The following is a 20,214-nucleotide window of genomic DNA, read 5'->3' as shown; positions in this document are numbered from 1 at the left end:
GTCATTCCTTTTGACAACTCATCATCGCCGCTGAGTCAGCGGCGAGCTTGTGTTTAAGCGGGGATCTGCTGCGTAATGCAGTGAATGTTCCCTCCGCCCAGTAGAACCTCTCTAGACGGTATCGCGATGATTTGGTATTCCGGCATCGCGTTTTGCAAAATATCGATCGCAATGGCGTCGGTGTCTTCATCCAACATCGGTAAGAACACATGGCCGTTGACGATAAGAAAGTTCGCATAAGAGGCACTTAGGCGTTCACCAGCTTGTCGGCTCATTCCTGAACTGGCGTCAATGCCATTGGCTTCGCGCTCGCTGTAATGCAACGGACCTGGTAATGGCAAACGGACAATTTCAATCTCGCGCCCTTTCGCATCGTGCTGAGATTTCAGTACTTGTTCCGCTTGACGAGACAACGCGTATTGCGGATCGCTTGGGTCATCGGTCCAACTTAGTACCACCTTACCCGGTGCGATAACGTGCATCAGGTTGTCAACATGGCCGTCTGTTTCGTCATTGAATAAACCATTTGGCAACCAAATGACTTTTTCGATACCGAGATACGCCTTTAACTGCTCTTCGATTTGCGCTTTGTTCAATTGCGGATTTCGCCCCGGACTAAGTAAGCACTCTTCTGTGGTGTAAAGGGTGCCTTCACCATCGGTGTGAATCGCCCCTCCTTCAAGTACAAACGGTGCGCGGTAATAATCTATACCTATGATGTCGCACACCGAGCCAGCGACAAGATCGTCCTGCTGCCAGTTATCATAAAGCCCGTTGTACTCGCCGCCCCACGCGTTAAATTGCCAACTAATCCCACGGCGCTCTCCTGCCTGATTCACGAGCACGGTCGGTCCAATATCGCGCATCCACGCATCGTTAAATGGGATTTCCACCAAACGTACGTCTGAGTGGAGCATTTGACGCGCTCGGTCAAAGTTGTGCGAGCATACCGCCACGCACACCTTGGTCACTTCCGCGATTAAGTTCGCGATTCTGGCAAAGGTTTCTTGCGCGGGTAATGCGTCATCACGCCAGTTGTCTTTCCTTTCTGGCCATGCTAGCCAAACTTCACTAACCGGCTGAAACTCAGCCGGAAAATAGAAGCCATCTTGCGCTGGTGTTGTCGATAACTTCATTTTAACGCCTCTTTAAACAGCTAGTTTGCCAACGCTGGTGTAAAGGTCTGGACGACGGTCGCGGAACAAGCCCCACGCGTGACGCGCTTTCGCTGTCGCAGCGAGGTCGATTTCTGCGTAAATGATGGTTTCACCTTCACGTGGTGCTTCGGCAATTTTTGCACCAGTGTGGTCAGTGATAAAAGAAGAGCCGTAGAACGTGGTCTCGATGCCATCATCGACCTCAGTGCCCACTCGGTTTGACGCGATGACTGGAACTAAGTTGGCTGCCGAGTGACCTTGCATTGTACGTTGCCAGTGATCACGAGAATCCAGTGTTGGGTCTTGAGGCTCAGAACCGATTGCAGTTGGGTAAAAAATCGCTTCCGCGCCGTGCAGAGCCAAGCTGCGCGCAAGCTCTGGAAACCATTGGTCCCAACAAATGCCGGCACCGAACTTACCGAACTTGGTTTGCCACACTTTGAAACCGGTATCGCCAGGGCTAAAGTAGTACTTTTCACTGTAGCCCGGACCGTCAGGAATGTGTGACTTGCGGTAGTTATCTAGTACCGTGCCATCGGCATCTATCATCACTAGCGAGTTAAAAAACGTGTTGCCCGCTTTTTCAAAGTAGCTAACAGGAATAACCACGCCGAGTTCTTTCGCCAGTGCGCTCATTTCCTGAATAAGGTGGCTATTTGCCGTCTCTTCTGCGAGCTCGAAATACTTCGCTTCTTGTTTTTTGCAGAAGTAAGGCGCGGCGAACAGCTCTTGAGGAAGAATCACGTTCGCACCGTTTTGTGCTGCTTCACGAATCGCCTTTTTGGCTTTAGCTAGATTTTCTTCCAGATCCCAGCTTTTCGTCAGTTGAAGGGCTGCAAATTTCACTACTTTGCTCATTGGATATTCCTTATCTCTTAAATCGCCAGTTTGTCACGTAGGTTGTAGTAAGCCGCGCCCATTGCCGTAAACGGAATTTGGAAGTGGCGGCCACCCGGGAAGGAGTAATGTTTTAGAGCCGCAAACGCGTCAAAGCGTTCTGCGTGTCCGGTCAAGGTTTCAGCCAACAACTTACCTGCTAGGTGAGTACACGTTACACCGTGACCGCTGTAGCCTTGTAGGTAGTAAATGTTGTCTGCAAACGAGCCAAATTGCGGCATGCGTGAGTAAGTCAGTAAGAAGTTACCCGTCCAGGTGTAATCAATCTTGATGCCTTTCAATTGTGGGAAGACTTTCTCCATCTTCGGACGAATCAATGCTTCAATGTTTTCTGGGTCACGTGCGCCATAAACCACGCCACCTCCGAATAACAAACGCTTGTCGGCGGTTAAGCGGAAGTAGTCAAGCAAGTAGTTACAGTCTTCAACGCAGTAGTCACTGGTTAGCACTTGTTTTAACTGCTCATCACTCAAAGGCTGAGTCGCCACCACTTGCGTGCCGCACGGGATCGCTTTATTGCTGATGTTTGGTGCCAAACCACCAAGGTAGGCGTTACCTGCCAGTACCACGTACTTGCTCTTCACGCTGCCTTGCGCAGTTTTAACTACTGGGTTCATCCCTTTATCAATCGACACGACCGCCGACTGCTCAAAGATTTGACCACCTAGAGAAATGAACGCAGCGGCTTCACCTAATGCCAGTTTAAGCGGGTGAATATGACCACCGCGCATATCCAGCAAACCGCCGGTGTATACTTTCGTACCTACCGCTTGTTCTACCTCTCCTGCGTCAAGCAGAGTCAGTTGGTCGTTGCCGTAACGCTCCCAGTTCTTTTTATGTTCTTCTAGCCCTTTGAGTTGTTTACTATTCAGTGCCGTGAACAAGCCACCTTGCTTGTAATCACAGTTGATGTCGTATTTGTCAATCAGGCCACGGATGATATCGCCGCCTTCAAAAATCATATCGCACAGAGCTTTGGCTTGGTTTTGGTCGTAACGGCTTTCAATCACGTCAACATCTCGGCTGTAGCTGTTAACGATTTGGCCACCGTTACGACCAGTTGCTCCAAAGCCCACTTTTGCGCTTTCTAACACAACGACTTTAAAACCTTTTTCTGCTAGGTGCAGCGCAGAAGAAAGACCAGAAAATCCCGCACCGACTACACACACATCGCACTCGATGTTGTCTTGCAGTTGTGGGTATTCCGGCATGTTTGGCACAGAGTGCGCGTAGAACGAATCCGTATGCTTGTTCATAGAACTATTCCTTTATTTATCGTAATCGTCAGCAGGCTTAAGGATGGAGGCGAATCCAAGTGGTTTTGGTTTCGGTGAATTTTTCAATCGCGTGGAGAGACTTGTCTCGACCATTTCCACTCATTTTGAATCCGCCAAATGGGACCGTCATATCACCTTCGTTGTAGTTGTTGACCCAAACCGAGCCGGCTTGCAGTCGTTTTGCTACGCGATGGACACGGTTGATATTGCTACTCCAAAGTGCAGCACCTAAGCCATACTTCGAATCGTTAGCGATCTCGATTGCGTGCGCTTCGTCTTTGAATGGAATGACGCATAGCACCGGACCAAAAATTTCCTCTTGGGCGACACGCATCTTGTTGTCGACGTTGTCTAAAATGGTTGGGGAAACAAATGCGCCCTGCCCATCGACATCGCCGCCACAACGCACGTTTGCACCTTCTGATTCACCTAACGAGATGTATTCCAACACTTTTGATTTATGATCTTGGTCGATAAGCGCGCCCATGGATGAACTTGGGTTCATTGGGTCTTTTGGCGTGAACGCTTTCGACGCTTGAATAACTTTTTCTATGAACTGATCTTTGATGCTTTCGTGAACAAGCAAGCGGGTTGCCGCGACGCACACCTCTCCTTGGTTGTAGAAACACCCTGCAGCGGTTTCTGCTGCTGCGCGGTCTAAATCATCACAATCTTCAAACACGATGTTCGCGTTCTTGCCGCCCGCTTCTGCAAACACACGCTTTAGATTGCTCTCACCCGAGCTGACCATCAGTTGACCTGCAATGCGCGTTGAGCCAGTGAAGGCGATGCAGTCTACATCTTGGTGTTTCGCCAGCGCGTCGCCAGCTTCATGACCAAAACCCGTCACGACTTGGAAAACGCCTGTTGGCAAGCCCGCTTGAGATGCAAGCTGGCCTAAGAATATCGCGGTCAGTGATGACTTCTCTGAAGGTTTTAAGATCACGCTGTTACCAGCTGCTAAAGCAGGGCCAAGCTTCCAACACGCGAGCCAAAGTGGGAAGTTCCACGGCACAACCGCGGCAACCACGCCAATTGGCTGATGAGAAATAAAAGCGTGTACGTCTTTTTCTGTTGGGGCAACTTCACCGTACACTTTGTCGATCGCTTCGGCGTACCAGCGCAAAGAACTCGCCGCGCCAGGAATGTCGGTAGAGAAGCTGTGAGAGATAGGTTTACCAGTATCGAGAGTTTCTAATAGTGCTAACTCTTCTTGGTGTTGATCAATCAGGTCAGCAAACTGTTTAAGCACTGCTTTGCGATGAGCTGGGCTGCTTTCACTCCAGATACCAGATTGAAATGCTTGGCGAGCGTATGATACCGCGAGGTCGACATCTTCACTTTGGCAACGGGCGATTTCGGTGAATATCTCGTCTGTTGCTGGGTTAACTACCGGGATGGTTTGCCCTGTTAAAGCGGCACTGTATTCACCGTTAATGTACGCCCTGTTTTCGATGTTTAGATTGTTTTTTAGCTCAATCCATTGCTCTTGGGTTTTCATACGCTCTCCTTGTGATCACACAAGGCAAGCCCCCACTAAAATGTGGTTGGCGTATGCGCACTTATCAATCGACAAGCCTTGTCTGTGTGATTCGTAAATCGATGTGGCTTCGTCGTATCAATAATGTACGACTCGCCGGCTGTAAGGACGTAGGATTGGCCTTTGTACTCTAGAGTGATTTCTCCCTCTAAAATCGTGCCGACCTCTTCGCCTTCGTGTCTGATTTCCGCCGCACCTGTTGTTCCATGTGGTGCGTATTCTTCGATCAAGAATCCAATAACTTGATCTTTGTCGCCATTCGTCACTAGTTTCATGGATACCGTCTCGCTCCCAATTTCCACGAGATCTGACGGTTTGAAGACCACTTTCACTTCATCATTCGAAGATTGTTCAAAAATGAAAAACTCCGACAGTGATAAAGAAAATACGTTGACGATTTTTTGTAGTGAGCTGACCGACGGGCTCACTTTGCCATTTTCAATGGACGAGATTGCACTGTGGGTAATACCAGCGCGTTCGGCTAATTCCCTTTGTGACAATCCATGTTTTTTACGTAACTGAACAATATTTTTACCAATCTCATGATTGTCCATTCATGCAGCTCCAAACGTTTAACGAGAGGCTGCCATCATAAATTCATTGAATAAAATTTGAGAGAAATGATTGTTTTTTGCTTTCCATTCTGGGTGCCACTGCACGCCAACGAAAAATTTTTGTTGCGGAAGACTAAATGCTTCTACTAGGCCATCCGGGGCTTTAGCTTCAACTTGCAGTTGAGGAGCAAGCTGATCGACGCCTTGATTGTGCAGCGTGTTCACTTCAAAAAAGGTGGTATTTTCCCAGTGATTTTGTACCAACCATTGTTCAAACAAACTCTGCTTTTGCACTAATACCGCATGAGCGGGCGCGTATTTTTGTTCGAAATCTTCAACAGTCGCTTCGCGATGATCATTAAAGCCTGAGTCGTGAACGGCTGGGTTTAATGAGCCGCCTAGTGCAACATTCATCTCTTGGAAACCGCGACAGATACCAAGGCACGGAATGTTTTGGTCTACCGCGTGACGAATTAACGTCAGTGATAGTTCATCACGCGCTTCATCTTTATGGCTTTCTTCATGTGTTGCATTGTATCGATGCGGAGCAACATTCGAATGACTACCAGGAAATAGGAAGCCATCACACATGTCTAATATGGTGGCTACGTCGTCTCCCGACATTTCTGGAGCTAACATAATCGGTAGCCCTCCAAAATCCTTAACGGCGCGTAAGTAAAAGTCGTTGACCGCTTGTATCTGATAGCCACCTAACTCTTTAGTGCAGCTAACCACACCAATGATGGGTTTGCGTGTTCCTGACATGACATTTCCGTGTTCGATTTATTTAACATTTACCCTACAAACCATGTACAAAATTATCAACACGGATATTCGTTATTATCGTCACAACGTGATCTAACGCACTATTTAGGCCACTAAATTGAATATTTATGCTCATTATATTGAACAAAACAAAACCAACTGTTACAAAATAGTTAACGGAAAGACATAAAAACCAGCCGTTAAACACCAAAAGCACAGTATAAGTGCATGTTTAAATTAAAAATAACCTGAAAAACAAACGATTTAATTAAAACACTGTAATTTATTTGTTAATTTGGTTATTTCTAATTTCTACTCGTCAGGCTATTTGGAGAAGAAAATGGAATCGTATCTACAGGAAGTACAAAATTTTAAACAAAAATGGCCCGATATAGAGTTTATTGACCTTATCTTTACCGATATCAATGCCACTCCAAGAGGAAAGCGCATCCCGATAGACGCACTAGAGAAGCTTGATAAAGGGGTAGCACTCCCCCTCTCGACCATCACCCTCGATACTAAAGGTAACGTCGTTGAAACTGCAGGCTTGGGCGAAGATCTCGGAGAGCCAGATCACCTCTGTTACCCAATCAGCGGTACCTTGATGCCAACGGCAAAGGAACAAGTTGGCCAACTACTGCTTAGTATGATGGATGAAACCGGGCAACACCCTAACCCACTGTTCATCCGCAACATTCTCGCGTCTATGTTGCAAACGCTGCATGCCAAAGATCAGTACCCATGTGTCGCGCTAGAGTTAGAGTTCTATTTAATCGACAAAACTCGCGGGGAAAATGGCGAACCATTAACGGCAATTAATCCAACGAAGAAAACACGAGAAAAAGACACCGAGGTTTACGACCTTGATGGATTAGATGACTACGCGGATTTCTTGACCGATCTTAATCGAATCGCATTAGAGCAAGGGTTGAATACGTCCGGCGCTCTTTCTGAGTCTGCACCGGGACAGTTCGAAATCAACTTCAACCATTCCAAAGACGTACTGCGAGCGTGTGATGAAATCATCATTGCAAAACGTTTGATTCGCCAAGTGGCTCACCAGCACGGGTTTGATGCGACATTTATGGCGAAACCTTTTGGTGAACAAGCGGGTAATGGCATGCACATTCACCTCAGCTTGGTTGATAAAGATGGTAACAACCACTTTAGTCAAACCGATGGTCAAGCTAGTCCCTTCTTCTATCAAACCATGGCAGCCATGTTGTCACAAACCTCCGATGCCATGGGTTTGATTTGTCCGAACGTTAACTCCTTCCGCCGCTTTTTACCGGGTGCATATGTGCCAACAAAAGCTGACTGGGGAGAAAACCACCGAGGCGTGGCGCTGCGTGTGCCGATTAGCGACAGTAAAAACCGTCGTATTGAGCATCGTATCGCTGGCGCTGACGTTAACCCTTACATTCTCGCTGCAGTAGTACTTTCCGCAGTATTAGCGAGTGATAACTACACCAAAGACCAATGTCCGCCAACCTTAAGTGACGATGCTGTTGAACTGCCGCTGCGTATGTCAGAAGCGCTAGAGCGACTGGAGCACAGCGAGTTGGCTCAATACATCTCACAAGACTTTATTGACTTGTATCTAGCTTGCAAGCGGAGTGAACTCGCAGAATTTGAGCGAGCGATTACTCCATTGGAAATCGACTGGATGTTGCACTCGGCATAAACAAAGGAAATGCACTTTATGACAACGCAAACCAAGGCGCTGGATGCGCCGCTTAAAATCAATACTCAACATATTATTGTTTCTTTAATCTCAGTTGCGACGTTTATCTTTTTTACCACAATCGGATTAAATCATGAGGAAGGCGAAGCCTACGGATGGATGAGTCTTCTGCCAACCGCGTTGGTTTTGGTCTTTGCCCTCACGACACACCGAACTGTGGAAGCCCTTTTTAGTGGCGCAATTGCTGGGGTACTTCTGCTCAATCCAACTGAAGCGGTCGAGCAAATTGTCGATATTTCGATGAGTGTGATGATGGATGAAACCATCGCATGGATCATCCTCGTATGTGGTTTGATGGGCGGTCTAATTGCCGTGTTGGAGAAAGGCGGCAGTATTTTGAGCTTCTCCGATATGCTTGTCACCAAGGTCAAAAGCCGCAAGCAATCGATGTTGATGACATTTGCTCTGGGTATCCTGATCTTTATTGATGACTACTTAAACGCAATTGCGATTTCATCATCAATGAAAAAAGTCACTGACGGCTACAAGATCTCTCGTGAAAAGCTCTCTTATCTAGTGGATTCAACCGCAGCACCTATCTGTATTCTGGTGCCAATTTCAACTTGGGCCATCTTCTTTAGCTCACTGCTAGAAGCAAACGGCGTCGCAGAAGCAGGTCAAGGTATTCAGACGTACATGCAAGCAATTCCTTACATGGCTTACGGCTGGGTAACCTTGGTGATTGTTTTACTCGTTGCGATGGAAAAAATCCCTGACCTCGGCGCAATGAAAAAAGCAGAAGAGCGTGCGAAGAATGGTCAAGTTCGTCCAGACGGCGCAACCGATGTGGACTTTGGTTCTGACGTTTCTGCGCACACCAATCCGACAATGGGTCTGATCAACTTCCTTTTACCGATGATCGTCCTTGTTGCTGCCAGCTGGTACTTTGGTATCGACCTACTGGCGGGGGTTTTCGTCGCGCTGATCTTCACCATTAGCTTCTACGGCGCACAAAAACTGATTTCAATGAACGATATGTTCGAGGCTGTTTATGATGGCATTAAAGTCATGCTACTACCGCTTGCAACCGTAATTGGTGGCTTCATGCTGAAATCCGTCAATGACTCGCTAGGTGTCACGCAATACGTGATTGAGACCGTAAGCCCTTACTTATCGGCGTCTTACTTCCCTGCGATTATCTTTATGATTACTGGTGCGTTGGTCTTTGCTACGGCATCTTCTTGGGGAACATTCGCGGTAGCGATGCCAATCGTTCTGCCTTTGGGTGAACAGCTTGGCGTGCCACTACACTTAACCGTTGCGGCTCTACTTTCGGCATCAGCGGCCGGTAGCCACTCTTGTTTCTTTAGTGACTCTACCGTGTTGTCTGCACAAGGCTCTGGTTGTACGTCCATGCAACACGCGACGACACAGTTCCCTTATGCGCTGATTGGTATTGTTGCAACCGCGATTTTCTTCTTCATCATCGGTTAAGATTAGCCCTAAAAGAAAAAGCCCTGCTCACCAATGAGCAGGGCTTTTTAGTTTGGCGAAACATCCAAAGCGGAAATAGACAGAACCTCAACTAAACCTGCACCGCTTTAATATGCTTGATGATACTGGCGTAAAGTAAGGCATACCAAACGATGAATGGCAGAACATCGACGGACGAGCTCACCACAATGCCATCCTCAGGCATCACCGTCATGTAGTAGGCAAGCAAAAATACAGATATCGGAATCAATAACGTACAAAACCGCACTGACACAACAAAGCTGATACTAAAGTATCGCCCAAGGAAATCCGTACCATGTTCGGAACCATTGGCCTTATACGCCCAGTACGTACCAAACAAGACAATCAGAATATAAGACACAGATTCGACAGCATCCCATACATTTTGTGGTTCGAGTGGCGAGATGGAAATAAGCTCAATACCAATAGTCACAAACGCTATGCTTAAAAACATATACAAGAACTTATCTTTTTCCGACAGTTTGTTGGCTCGAATATCGTTCTTCAGACTTTGTACATCCCAAAAATACATAGCGACTCCTTTAAGTATTGCTCGTCTTGAACTGAACACGCCGAGTGATACTTGCGCAATTAATTCATAGCAACTCGAAATATAAATTAAAAATCAAATAGATAGTCAAATCGACTAAAAATACTCTCGCACAAATGGGATGGTTTGTCTCTAAGAAATCTCTCGTTATCGGTACCGTCTTGAATTCAACAAGACCAATGTACCAAACCGATTTTTACAACGTAATTGGCAGTCAAAATCACTAACTTTCTAATTTATCTTTGAAGGGATACGCAATACATTGCATTATAAGAAACCGCTTACCGCTATAGCACTAAATTACCGACCAAGGAGGGTCTGAAATGAAATTAGCACAGTTAAATATTGCGCTTGCCAAATATCCTTTGGATGCGCCTGAAATTAAAGAATTTGTAGACAATTTAGACTTAGTTAATGGTATTGCTGAAGAGAGTGAAGGCTTTGTTTGGCGTTTAAAAGACGACTCCGGTGATGCCACCAGCATTAAATTGTTTGAAGACCCAAACATGATTGTAAACATGTCTGTCTGGGAAAGTACTGACGCACTCAAAAACTTTATGTTCCGTACTGACCATAGAGATTTCATGCGCAGAAAAAGCGAATGGTTTCATCGATTAACAGAAGATAGCTATGTTCTATGGTGGGTTGAAGATGGCCATATACCAACACCACAAGAAGCTTTATTCCGCCTTCAACATTTGCGCGATAACGGAGATACGCCCTTTGCTTTCACATTTAAAACTAACTTTACAGAAGCAGATCTTGCGTGAGCTATGCGCTGGTTAAATCGCTAAATTGTATAAAAGCACCGATATGACATGCCTCACCCCATCATTGGAGTTGTGCACTTCAAGGGAAATTGTAACTGACTCTAAAGGATAAAAAGTGATAGATCATTTTGAAATTAAAGTAGCGGCATTCGAAGAATGTCGTGCTTTTTACATGAATGTGCTTGAGCCATTAGGCATTGAACTCAAATGGTCAGATGAAAATGCTGCTGGTTTCGGGCTTTCGAGCGAGCCACATGTAAGATTTCTCATTGAAAAAGGTGTCAGCAATTCAACATGCCACATCGCTTTTTCTGCATTAGACAAACGACAAGTTACAGCATTTCACGAAGCGGGGTTGTCTGCTGGAGGCAAATGTAACGGGAAACCTGGTTTACGAAGTCACTACGCTCCAAATTACTACGCAGCGTTTTTGATTGATCCCGAGGGTAATAATGTGGAGTCCGTGGTGTACCTTTAGTACGCATACAACAAAGCGTTTAAGAGTAACTTCCCAGGCTTGGGATTTTTAACAAATGGCTCTGGTGATTGAAGAGGCATGTAGTAGCAATAGTATTGCTTACCCCCTCTCCCCTCAGCAAGGCGTTGTTCGTCAATAGTAAATGAAGAAGTAGACCTTTCGATGTTAACCACAAAAATTGAAACAGAACGATTAATACTACGAGCTTTAGTCGCAGAAGATGCGGGAGACTTGTTTAGTATATTCTCAGACAATGAAGTCATGAAATATTGGAATACTGAACCTTGGGTGTCTGTTGATGAGGCAAAAACATTTATAACCAACAGTGTTCGAGCTATGGATAGCAATACAGAAGTGATTCTAGGTATCTACTTAAAAAGCACAGGGCAACTTCTAGGTAAGATAATGCTATTTAGCTTTGCCAAAGAGTCTAGACGTGCGGAAATCGGTTTTGGCGTCAGCTGCGATTTCTGGGGAAAAGGTATTGTTCTTGAGGCTGGTTCAGCACTAATTGAGCACGCATTTCATACTCTAAAATTGCGCCGTATCGAAGCTGAAATAGATCCAGACAACATCGCTTCAGGCAAGGCTTTGGAGAGATTAGGGTTTGTAAAAGAAGGTTTTCTGAGACAACGATGGGAAGTTAATGGCGTTGTGTCGGATTCCGCAATCTATGGCTTACTAGCTAAGCCTTTGAAAATCTCATAATAGTGTATTCAATATGGAGGAAAACAAATGGATTTAAATTCACTAGTGCTGTTTGTCATCGCTTGCCTAGCCATCAATATGATACCCGGACCAGATGTAATCTACATTGTTTCGAACACAATGAAAGGTAAACTGGCCAGTGGAATGAAGGCAGCGATTGGGCTCGGCATTGGTTACTTTATTCATACATTAGCAGCGTGTTTGGGTTTATCCGCAATAATTCTCAGCTCTGCGGTAGCTTTTACAGCAGTAAAATGGCTAGGAGCAGCCTACTTGGTCTATTTAGGTGTCCAAGCGCTACTTTCCATGTGGCGTGGTAAGAGCAAACTCGTGGTCAGCGAAAGCATTGGAAGCAACAAAAACGTATTTGTACAAGGTGTCATTGTTAGTGTTTTGAATCCGAAAGTAGCGCTATTCTTCCTTTCTTTCCTACCTCAATTTATCGACACTTCGACAGGCTCCGCATCAACACAACTATTAGTCCTTGGCTTGCTATTCAGTGCATTAGCAACAATGTGTAACGTGTTGTACGCTTCAGTCGGAAGTTGGGTATTTAGTCGTTCAAATTCTCAACGCTATTCGCGTGCGCTAGAAGGTGTATCGGGCGTTTTGCTTATTGGGCTAGCAGGTAAAGTCGCTATCAGTGATCGCTAACTTCGGCTGTGTGATTTTGGATGTTGCGAAAATCACATTTGGTCATAACTACTCAAGTTGGAATTTATACCGCAGCACATACGCTAAACCTGCAGGAAAGGAATTGCGGTTTAGAATTTGCGAAGCCAATAACCATTGCTGATAACTGTTGGATAGGCGACCAGGCAGCAACGGTAAGTTAAAAGGATTTATATGCTAAATATTCGTCAAGCTTGTATAGAAGATATAACGACTCTGAAGAGGCTGCAGTTTCAACTTAATGAATACCATCAAGCTAATCTTCCAGATGACTACCTAACACCGGAAGAAATTGAACAGAAAATCGATTTACACAAAATTATCGAAAGTGATAGCTCCATTTTTCTCGTTGCTGAAAGCGAAAGGAAGGTAATTGGTTTTGTTTTTGGTGAGCTATGGGTTCGTAAGTCTTGGACGTTAAAACAGCGAAAAGTCGCAAGCGTTGAACAGATTGTAGTGAACTCATGCTATAGGAATCAAGGGGTTGGATTAGCGCTAATAAAGGCGTTCGAGGCAAATGCCATTTATGACGGCGGAGAAGAGTTGTGGTTAGAGGTATATTCCTTTAATAAATCCGCTTTGGGTTTGTACCGTAAAGCCGGTATAGAGCCAAAAATTCAAATTGCTCAAAAAGCACTAACCTGAAAATTAGATACATTTTCAGACCCAAAATAAAGGGAGTTTTATGTTTAGAGTTGTCTATGAATGGCATGTGCCGGTTGAGCAAATGGATGAGTTTCAAAATGTCTGGCGCTCGGCGACAGAATCAATTCATCATTCAGTTGAAGGTGCGCTCGGTAGCTTTATGTTGCGCTCCTATGATACACCTGAAAAAGTTCTGACCATTGCTAAGTGGAACACACGTGAAGACTGGGAGTTATTTTGGGGAAATCGTAACCCAGAAAAGATGCAACAGATGCGTAAAATTGCAAAACGTGTTTCGGTTGAAGCATTCGACGAAATAGAAGACAGAACTAAATAACGATTGCGGCGCATAACACAACATTCAAGATGGATTCCTAACACTTTGCATTTTAGTTCCAAAGTTGAGCTTCGTATTTATGGCACAATTTGTCGGTAGCGTTACTCACAACCTAATACGGCGTTAAATAAACCAAACTGAGATTAGCGTCGATTTTATTAATATTTGATGCTCGACAGTAGCAGACCTAATCCAAATACTGCTTCAAACGGAATATTTGGAGCATAAGTATCGTGAGGGTTGTTTTAGTCGCATTGACGCTGAACCATTTTATTTACTTGTATTTTGAGAATTTTATCGAAGGTGTAATGAATAATGCGAGCACAGCAGGTCAAGCTCCTGGGTATGGAATAGTTTATGCGCTGCTGATATTTCCTTTTCAATTATTTTTTGAATTGGTTTTGTTTGCAGCTTTGCTCTATCAAGTGTTCATTGTCCGTCAATGGCATGCGAGTATGTGGTACTGGTCTCCTTTTTTGCTTACATTATTTTTGATTCTAGACATCGGTTACTGACGTTAGCTCATTCACATCAGTCAACAAATCTCATTGATGAAATGGGTGTAAATCCTCGCCAACGCATGGCACATGCCAGTGATAAAACCACTCAGATTTGCACTGATAGTCACGACGTAGAATGGCATGAAGTACCAGCCATAAGCGTCGCAATATAGCCCATTTCAAGCGCTGTACAAACTACTGTATTTTACCACCCTTTTACCACCCCCTCGAACTTTACTCAGTACTAACGCAGAGTAATAACAAGGGGAGAAAAAGGACAAAAGAAGGAATTTCACTTGAATATCAATAAGTTACAGGCACAAAAAAGCCCACCAGAAAGGTGGGCTTTTTCTAAAATTTGGTGGGTCCGGGCGAACTCGAATCGCCGACCCCTACCATGTCAAGGTAGTACTCTAACCAACTGAGCTACGGACCCAAATTTTTCATTCCTGACCATTCAATTCAGAATGGTGCGTCCGAGTGGACTCGAACCACCGACCCCCGCCATGTCAAGGCGATACTCTAACCAGCTGAGCTACGGACGCATATCTCTGGAACGAGAAGGATATTAGCTATATCCGATCAGGGGTGCAAGCATAAATTCATCAACTTTGAATCGTTTGGTGAAAATGTAAACTCAACACCCGTTTTCAGATGATTTTATCGGCAAGCCCTTCGTCTATTGGGGATAAAAGTGTGATCTATATAACTTTTACGATTTTGTTCAATTGTCGTAAGGCACTTCACTTAACATCCAAATTTGTAATGTCTGGGAAATATCAGGGCAAAAACCAAACAGAATTTGATATTTAGGCTCAAATGGCTCACCAATGTAGGTAGTGCGGATCAGTTTACCCGTTTTGACATCGACTTGAGTACTTACTCTGCCTTTAAAGTTTTGGAAAATCACAAACTGCTCGCTGTGATAAACCATCTGTTCACGATAAAACAAAAAGTGGTCTTGTGGCGTTTCTGTCAGTTTGCACTCCAGCGGCTTTAAGCTCTGCATTCCTTGCACATGTGGAGCTAGCAGCAACAGTGCAAATATCCATCCATATCGCATACGACTTCCCTATTCTGCTTTCTTTCTCAAAGTATAGGTCTTGGCGTATTGGGCGATACAAAAAAGGCTTCGATCTACACAAATCAAAGCCTTTAGGTTTATCGTTTGATTGGTTGTATTAGTCGTCAGACTCAAACACCACATTGTAGTTTTCAGTGTAAGTACAATTAGGTTGACGACTGCAGGTGAAAAATCGTCGTCCTTTAAATTCACCTTGGCTGGCGGTTTTGATGATCATCGGACTGCCGCATTTCTTACAAAAACGCACTTCTTTCTCAGGCTCGATCAAATCAATATGAGCCGCCAACAAACGACGTAAACGCCCCACTTGATAACTGTGTTTTACTGAAGTCCCGATCAGAGGCAAGTTGGCAGATTTACATACGTGCATCAGCAACTTCTGACGCTCCACCTTACCTTTATTCAATTGTTGCCCGTTATCAAACTCGATAATTACGCGCGGTTCTAACGTTCTTGGGTCACAAATTACGTAGTCGAAATAACTGCGCGCGATGCGATTATTGGCCACGAAAAACTGCTTTTTATTCTTGATGTCTTTCGGAGCAACCAAAGTAGACATGTTCACCTTGGCAAATACGACAGCATGCTCTCCAACTGCGGCTCTTAGCGCATTGAAAAAAGCACCTTCTTGCCCTCTTAGTAACGGGCCTTTCGCACGATATGGATAGTCACGCGTGTCGTCGTGCTTAATCACGTACTTTTGAATAATAATGAAGAATACAACCAGAAGAACAACAATGATAAAGATGTTGGTCATAGATAAAGTGCGCCCAAAACAACTAGTTGCTCAAAGCGTAAATGGAAATGCTATACAGAGCAACAAAACCTATCAATTTTGAGGTGCGATGACATAAGCGATGAAGAAAAGTTCACGGAGGATAAGCAAAAACAAGCCAATCTTTCTAGGGATTGGCTCTTGTACGTTGTGCCTGATTAACAATCATTAAGTGTTAGCGTCTGGTTGATTGTCTGGCATGGCATCAATGAAAGTTGGCAGTTGGTTGCAAGCATCTACAATTGCGTTGATAACCGGATAAGGCGACATATCAACTCCAAAACGTTGCGCGTTGTAGACTTGAGGCACAAGGCAAATATCAACGATGCATGGCGAGTCAGTCACACTGTATTTACAGTTTCCATGCTCTTCTCGATATTTGGCCAGTTTCTCTTCTAACGCAGCAAAGCCTTGTTTGATCCAGTGATGAATCCACTCCTCTTTCTGCGCTTGTTCACAACCTAATGTTCCTTCCAGGTACTGCAAGACACGCAGATTGTTTAAAGGATGAATTTCCATGGCAATATCCTGCGCCATCGCCAACGCTTGATAACGTAATGGCGTTTGTTCAGGAATGACCGACACATCTGGGTAGTTTTCTTCAAGATATTGAATGATCGCGAGTGACTGATTTAAGCGTAAGTCGCCATCCACCAGCACAGGGACCAGCTCTGAGGCGTTAAGATCGTGGTATTGCTCATTGTGCTGTTCACCGCCATTGCGAACTAAGTGAACAGACACTGAATCATACGCCAGTTGCTTTAAATTCAAGCATATACGCACTCGATATGCCGCCGAAGATCGCCAATATCCATAAAGAATGATGTCATCGCCCATGGCTTGTCCCTATTTTGCTGTTTAATGTTTCAAGTATTGACTAACTTGCTGATCAATAGCACCAAAAATAGTATTACCTTCAACATCAAACATCTCAAGTTTGATCGAATCACCAAACGACATAAAGTTTGTCGTTGGCTTGCCATCACGAATGGTTTCGATCATACGGACTTCCGCGATACATGAATAACCAACGCCACCTTCCTCAATCGATGTGCCATGGTCAGTGCCTTGCTTGTTGGACACCGTGCCAGAACCGATGATTGCGCCAGCCGATAGTGGGCGCGTTTTTGTGGCATGAACGATTAAGTCTGCAAAGTCAAAAGTCATGTCAACGCCAGCATTAGGGCGACCAAACGGCTTGTGGTTGTAAGTGGAAACCAATGGTAAATGAACTTTGTTTTCATACCATGCATCGCCCAGTTCATCAGGGGTAACCGCTACAGGAGAAAACGCCGAAGACGGTTTAGATTGGAAGAAACCAAACCCTTTTGCGAGCTCTGCAGGAATCAAACCACGTAGCGAGACATCGTTCACTAACATAATGAGACGAATAGATTCTTGTGCCTCAGCAATGCTTGCGCCCATTGGCACATCGCCAGTTACAACGGCAACTTCGCCTTCAAAATCGATACCCCATTCGTCGCTGGCAAACTCAATATTGTCGCAAGGGCCAATAAACGCATCTGAACCACCTTGATACATCAAAGGATCAGTCCAAAAACTCTCTGGCATTTCTGCGCCGCGCGCTTTACGAACCAACTCGACATGGTTGACATAAGCACTGCCATCCGCCCACTGATAAGCGCGAGGTAACGGAGACTCACAATAATGCGCCTCAAACTCTTCAAACCCAGTGACCGTGCCATTGTTCAGCGCGGTGTAAATTTCTTCCAACTGTGGTGCAACAGCTTCCCAATTATCGAGCGCGACTTGCATAGTCGGTGCTAGATTTCTCGGGTGGAAAACTTCTGTTGCGGGCACGCAGCGCGTTAAGTCTTTGCTCACGACCATCAACAGACCGTCACGAGTGCCATTTTTCTTGGTTGCTAATTTCATCCTTGCCCCTTACTTCTCTTGCCAGCTATAGACGTATTCTTTGTTTTCTACTTTATCCAGTTCATCCGAGAACTGGAGTGCATGACGGGTATCGATCATGACTGCGACCTCATCCGTAAACTTCTTCTTATATTCTCGACCCGCTTTAAACGCTTTTGGATGCGGACCATGAGTAAAGCCTGCCGGATGAAACGTCACCATACCCGCTTCAATGTTATCGCGACTAAAGAAGTCACCTGCGTGGTAGAACAACACTTCGTCATAGTCATCATTGTTATGGTAGAACGGTACTTTAAGTGCTCCCGGGTCGCTCTCAATTGGACGAGGAACAAACGTACACACTACAAATCCCGCTCCTACAAATGTAGTATGCGCCGACGGTGGTAAGTGGTAGCGATGTGACATAAGTGGACGTATATCACGCCAATTCACTTTCACTACTGCTAAGTCGCCATGCCAACCAATCGCGTCTAAAGGATTGAACGGATAGGTAATCACGCTAACTTTATCGTGGCGTTTTACCTGAACCTCGGTGCGGTTTTCAGAATATTGCGCACGAAACTCATCATCGATAGATGGAACTTCCAACACCGCTGGGTCAAATACCGCGTGATTCCCTACCATGCCCTTTTCAGGTAAGGAGTACGCTGCATCGGTGTTTTCAATCATGAGAATGAACATGGGTTCACTCGGCTCTAAACGCCAACTCGTTGAGCGCGGGATCATGACGTAATCCCCTTCGCTCACTTTCAGATGACCATAGTCACAGTAAAGATCTGCCGTGCCTTGGTGGATGAACAGCAGCTCGTCGCCATCGGCATTTCTTACCAAGAAATCCATCTTTTCATCCATGCGCCATACACGTATTTTACAGTTAGCGTTGTGCAATAGGTGCGGTACTGACCAAGGAGAGATTTGACTGGCTTTATCTACTAAGGTGAAGTCAAAAGCGCGTGGGCGTAAGTCACCTTCCCACTCACACCAACCGGTTGGCGCATGTTGATGATGAAAATGTGCCGCAGGGCCGAAGAATCCACTTCGGCCAGCTTCACGTTCATAAATTGCCTCATCCGGGAAATCCGCATGTGCTTGTTTAGAGCACACTCCCTCCCGATGCGGAAATGTGATCCATTTATGCATCGCTTAGTACTCCTCGGCGAATTTGATCTTCTTCAATCGATTCAAAGAGCGCTTTGAAGTTACCTTCACCAAAGCCTTCATTGCCTTTGCGCTGAATGATTTCAAAGAACACAGGGCCAATAACCGTCTGAGTAAAGATTTGCAGCAAGATTCCGTCTTTCATTGGCGCGCCATCAATCAAGATCTGCAAAGCACGAAGTTTGCTGACATCCTCAGTATGGCCTTCAACGCGCTCATCGACTTTCTCGTAGTAGGTGTCTGGCGTTGGCATAAAGTCCATACCGCGGTCACGCAACGTTTGCACCGTTTGATAGATGTCATCCGTTGTCAGTGCGATATGCTGAATGCCTTCGCCGTTGTATTCGCGGATAAACTCTTCAATCTGCGATTTGTCATCCGAGGATTCATTGATTGGAATGCGGATTTTGCCACACGGCGCCGTCATTGCGCGGCTAACAAGGCCTGTCAGTTTACCTTCGATATCGAAGTATCGAATTTCTCGGAAGTTCCCGATGCGCTCATAAAAACCAGACCAAACATCCATATTACCTTGCTTAACATTGTGCGTGAGATGGTCTATCTCGTACAAGCCAACGTCTGATTTTGCTAAGCGATCGTCTGCATCATCATAAAAACGGAAATCGACGTCGTAAATGCTCTGCTTGCCATAGCGATCAACGAAATAAAGCAAGCTTTCACCAATACCGTAAATGGCAGGGATACTCAGTTCCATCGGACCAATTTCAGTTTTGTATTCTGTGCCGCCGTTTTGAATAGCATGTTCAAGCGCAACCGTCGCGTCTTTCACACGAAACGCCATACCACATACAGATGGGCCGTGAACTTTAGCAAACTCCTCCGCCTGGCTATGAGGCTGGGCGTTCACGATAAAGCTGATGTCACCTTGTCGATACAACCATGCTTCTTTCGAACGATGTTTGGCTATTTCAGCAAAGCCTAGCGATGTAAATAACGCTTTTAGTTGTTCAATGCCTTTGCTGTCAGCAGCTGTGTATTCAACAAACTCAAATCCGTCTGTACCTAATGGGTTGTATGTGTCCACCATGACTTTCTCCTTGCGTCACTAATTTGTTTACAGCCTCACTGAGCTGTTTGAACTGATTTTTCTAACTTGGCGCAGGTAGAGAGAAATTGGAATACATCAGCCGAAATCTCTATTTCGATGGGTCTTACGGAGAAATGTAAAATTAATGTTACACCACAAAACCATCAATGCATCTGGTTAAAAACAAACCAAAATCAAATTGAA

General features: G+C 45.2%; 21 protein-coding genes and 2 tRNA genes. 8 read left to right on the top strand and 15 right to left on the bottom strand.

What is annotated here, in order from left to right:
* Nucleotides 1–53: 53 nt before the first annotated feature.
* The 6 genes from aguA to ACF8CV_RS06345 are packed head-to-tail and all read right to left on the bottom strand — an operon-like array spanning nt 54 to nt 6,190.
* Nucleotides 54–1,136: an agmatine deiminase gene (gene aguA, locus ACF8CV_RS06370; protein WP_025635410.1), complete on the bottom strand. Its 1,083-nt coding sequence runs from the start codon at nt 1,134–1,136 to the stop codon at nt 54–56.
* Nucleotides 1,137–1,148: 12 nt separating this feature from the next.
* A complete protein-coding gene (gene aguB, locus ACF8CV_RS06365; RefSeq protein WP_005485617.1) occupies nt 1,149–2,015 on the bottom strand; it encodes an N-carbamoylputrescine amidase in 867 nt (288 codons plus the stop codon).
* A gap of 17 nt (nt 2,016–2,032) precedes the next feature.
* The gene (locus ACF8CV_RS06360) at nt 2,033–3,310 is read right to left on the bottom strand and encodes an FAD-binding oxidoreductase (RefSeq protein WP_005464517.1); all 1,278 of its coding nucleotides are present in this window, start codon (nt 3,308–3,310) and stop codon (nt 2,033–2,035) included.
* A 37-nt stretch (nt 3,311–3,347) separates the two neighbouring features.
* Nucleotides 3,348–4,832, bottom strand: coding sequence for an aldehyde dehydrogenase (locus tag ACF8CV_RS06355; RefSeq protein ID WP_138937496.1), 1,485 nt, complete (start codon nt 4,830–4,832; stop codon nt 3,348–3,350).
* A 35-nt stretch (nt 4,833–4,867) separates the two neighbouring features.
* A complete protein-coding gene (gene puuR, locus ACF8CV_RS06350; RefSeq protein ID WP_015296870.1) occupies nt 4,868–5,425 on the bottom strand; it encodes an HTH-type transcriptional regulator PuuR in 558 nt (185 codons plus the stop codon).
* Between the two features lie 18 nt (nt 5,426–5,443).
* Entirely contained in the window at nt 5,444–6,190 is a 747-nt protein-coding gene (locus tag ACF8CV_RS06345; RefSeq protein WP_005464627.1) for a gamma-glutamyl-gamma-aminobutyrate hydrolase family protein, read from the bottom strand.
* A 340-nt stretch (nt 6,191–6,530) separates the two neighbouring features.
* On the opposite strand from ACF8CV_RS06345, the gene ACF8CV_RS06340 reads away from it, so the two are divergent.
* Nucleotides 6,531–7,874 (top strand): glutamine synthetase family protein, encoded by a 1,344-nt coding sequence (locus tag ACF8CV_RS06340; protein WP_005500353.1) that lies wholly within the window; start codon nt 6,531–6,533, stop codon nt 7,872–7,874.
* An 18-nt stretch (nt 7,875–7,892) separates the two neighbouring features.
* Nucleotides 7,893–9,368 carry a Na+/H+ antiporter NhaC family protein gene (locus ACF8CV_RS06335; RefSeq protein ID WP_171055874.1) on the top strand — a complete coding sequence of 492 codons (1,476 nt, stop codon included), beginning with the start codon at nt 7,893–7,895 and terminating at the stop codon, nt 9,366–9,368.
* Between the two features lie 91 nt (nt 9,369–9,459).
* Here the strand turns inward: ACF8CV_RS06335 and ACF8CV_RS06330 are convergent, their stop codons facing one another.
* The gene (locus ACF8CV_RS06330) at nt 9,460–9,921 is read right to left on the bottom strand and encodes a hypothetical protein (RefSeq protein ID WP_005500350.1); all 462 of its coding nucleotides are present in this window, start codon (nt 9,919–9,921) and stop codon (nt 9,460–9,462) included.
* Between the two features lie 341 nt (nt 9,922–10,262).
* On the opposite strand from ACF8CV_RS06330, the gene ACF8CV_RS06325 reads away from it, so the two are divergent.
* From ACF8CV_RS06325 to ACF8CV_RS06300, 6 genes are all read left to right on the top strand, one after another.
* The gene (locus tag ACF8CV_RS06325; RefSeq protein ID WP_005500348.1) at nt 10,263–10,709 is read left to right on the top strand and encodes a DUF3291 domain-containing protein; all 447 of its coding nucleotides are present in this window, start codon (nt 10,263–10,265) and stop codon (nt 10,707–10,709) included.
* A 115-nt stretch (nt 10,710–10,824) separates the two neighbouring features.
* Nucleotides 10,825–11,187: a VOC family protein gene (locus tag ACF8CV_RS06320; RefSeq protein ID WP_138937494.1), complete on the top strand. Its 363-nt coding sequence runs from the start codon at nt 10,825–10,827 to the stop codon at nt 11,185–11,187.
* Nucleotides 11,188–11,349: 162 nt separating this feature from the next.
* Nucleotides 11,350–11,895 (top strand): GNAT family N-acetyltransferase, encoded by a 546-nt coding sequence (locus ACF8CV_RS06315; protein ID WP_138937493.1) that lies wholly within the window; start codon nt 11,350–11,352, stop codon nt 11,893–11,895.
* 27 nt (nt 11,896–11,922) lie between these two features.
* Complete coding sequence (locus ACF8CV_RS06310; protein WP_021486436.1) at nt 11,923–12,549, top strand: LysE family translocator; 627 nt, start codon at nt 11,923–11,925, stop codon at nt 12,547–12,549.
* Nucleotides 12,550–12,741: 192 nt separating this feature from the next.
* The gene (locus ACF8CV_RS06305; RefSeq protein ID WP_138937492.1) at nt 12,742–13,212 is read left to right on the top strand and encodes a GNAT family N-acetyltransferase; all 471 of its coding nucleotides are present in this window, start codon (nt 12,742–12,744) and stop codon (nt 13,210–13,212) included.
* A gap of 40 nt (nt 13,213–13,252) precedes the next feature.
* Complete coding sequence (locus tag ACF8CV_RS06300) at nt 13,253–13,549, top strand: antibiotic biosynthesis monooxygenase (RefSeq protein ID WP_065779477.1); 297 nt, start codon at nt 13,253–13,255, stop codon at nt 13,547–13,549.
* Between the two features lie 859 nt (nt 13,550–14,408).
* Here the strand turns inward: ACF8CV_RS06300 and ACF8CV_RS06295 are convergent.
* The 8 genes from ACF8CV_RS06295 to hppD form a co-directional block, all read right to left on the bottom strand.
* Nucleotides 14,409–14,485: transfer RNA gene (locus tag ACF8CV_RS06295), tRNA-Val, on the bottom strand.
* A 32-nt stretch (nt 14,486–14,517) separates the two neighbouring features.
* Nucleotides 14,518–14,594: transfer RNA gene (locus tag ACF8CV_RS06290), tRNA-Val, on the bottom strand.
* A gap of 179 nt (nt 14,595–14,773) precedes the next feature.
* Nucleotides 14,774–15,112, bottom strand: a complete 339-nt coding sequence (locus ACF8CV_RS06285; protein ID WP_005495432.1) for a hypothetical protein — start codon at nt 15,110–15,112, stop codon at nt 14,774–14,776.
* 118 nt (nt 15,113–15,230) lie between these two features.
* On the bottom strand, nt 15,231–15,890 hold the full coding sequence (locus ACF8CV_RS06280) for a DUF2726 domain-containing protein (protein WP_005495434.1): 660 nt from the start codon (nt 15,888–15,890) through the stop codon (nt 15,231–15,233).
* A 186-nt stretch (nt 15,891–16,076) separates the two neighbouring features.
* Entirely contained in the window at nt 16,077–16,745 is a 669-nt protein-coding gene (maiA, locus tag ACF8CV_RS06275; RefSeq protein WP_005454866.1) for a maleylacetoacetate isomerase, read from the bottom strand.
* A 21-nt stretch (nt 16,746–16,766) separates the two neighbouring features.
* The gene (locus ACF8CV_RS06270; RefSeq protein ID WP_017448595.1) at nt 16,767–17,804 is read right to left on the bottom strand and encodes a fumarylacetoacetate hydrolase family protein; all 1,038 of its coding nucleotides are present in this window, start codon (nt 17,802–17,804) and stop codon (nt 16,767–16,769) included.
* Nucleotides 17,805–17,813: 9 nt separating this feature from the next.
* Complete coding sequence (locus ACF8CV_RS06265; RefSeq protein WP_025501786.1) at nt 17,814–18,944, bottom strand: homogentisate 1,2-dioxygenase; 1,131 nt, start codon at nt 18,942–18,944, stop codon at nt 17,814–17,816.
* Nucleotides 18,937–20,010, bottom strand: coding sequence for a 4-hydroxyphenylpyruvate dioxygenase (gene hppD / locus ACF8CV_RS06260; protein WP_120416611.1), 1,074 nt, complete (start codon nt 20,008–20,010; stop codon nt 18,937–18,939). The genes ACF8CV_RS06265 and hppD overlap by 8 nt, the downstream gene beginning before the upstream one ends.
* Between the last annotated feature and the right edge of the window lie 204 nt (nt 20,011–20,214).

This window comes from Vibrio sp. zbq_1 (assembly GCF_043102935.1).
Classification (GTDB): Bacteria; Pseudomonadota; Gammaproteobacteria; order Enterobacterales; family Vibrionaceae; genus Vibrio; species Vibrio parahaemolyticus.
This window is presented reverse-complemented; position numbering and strand designations above follow the sequence as displayed.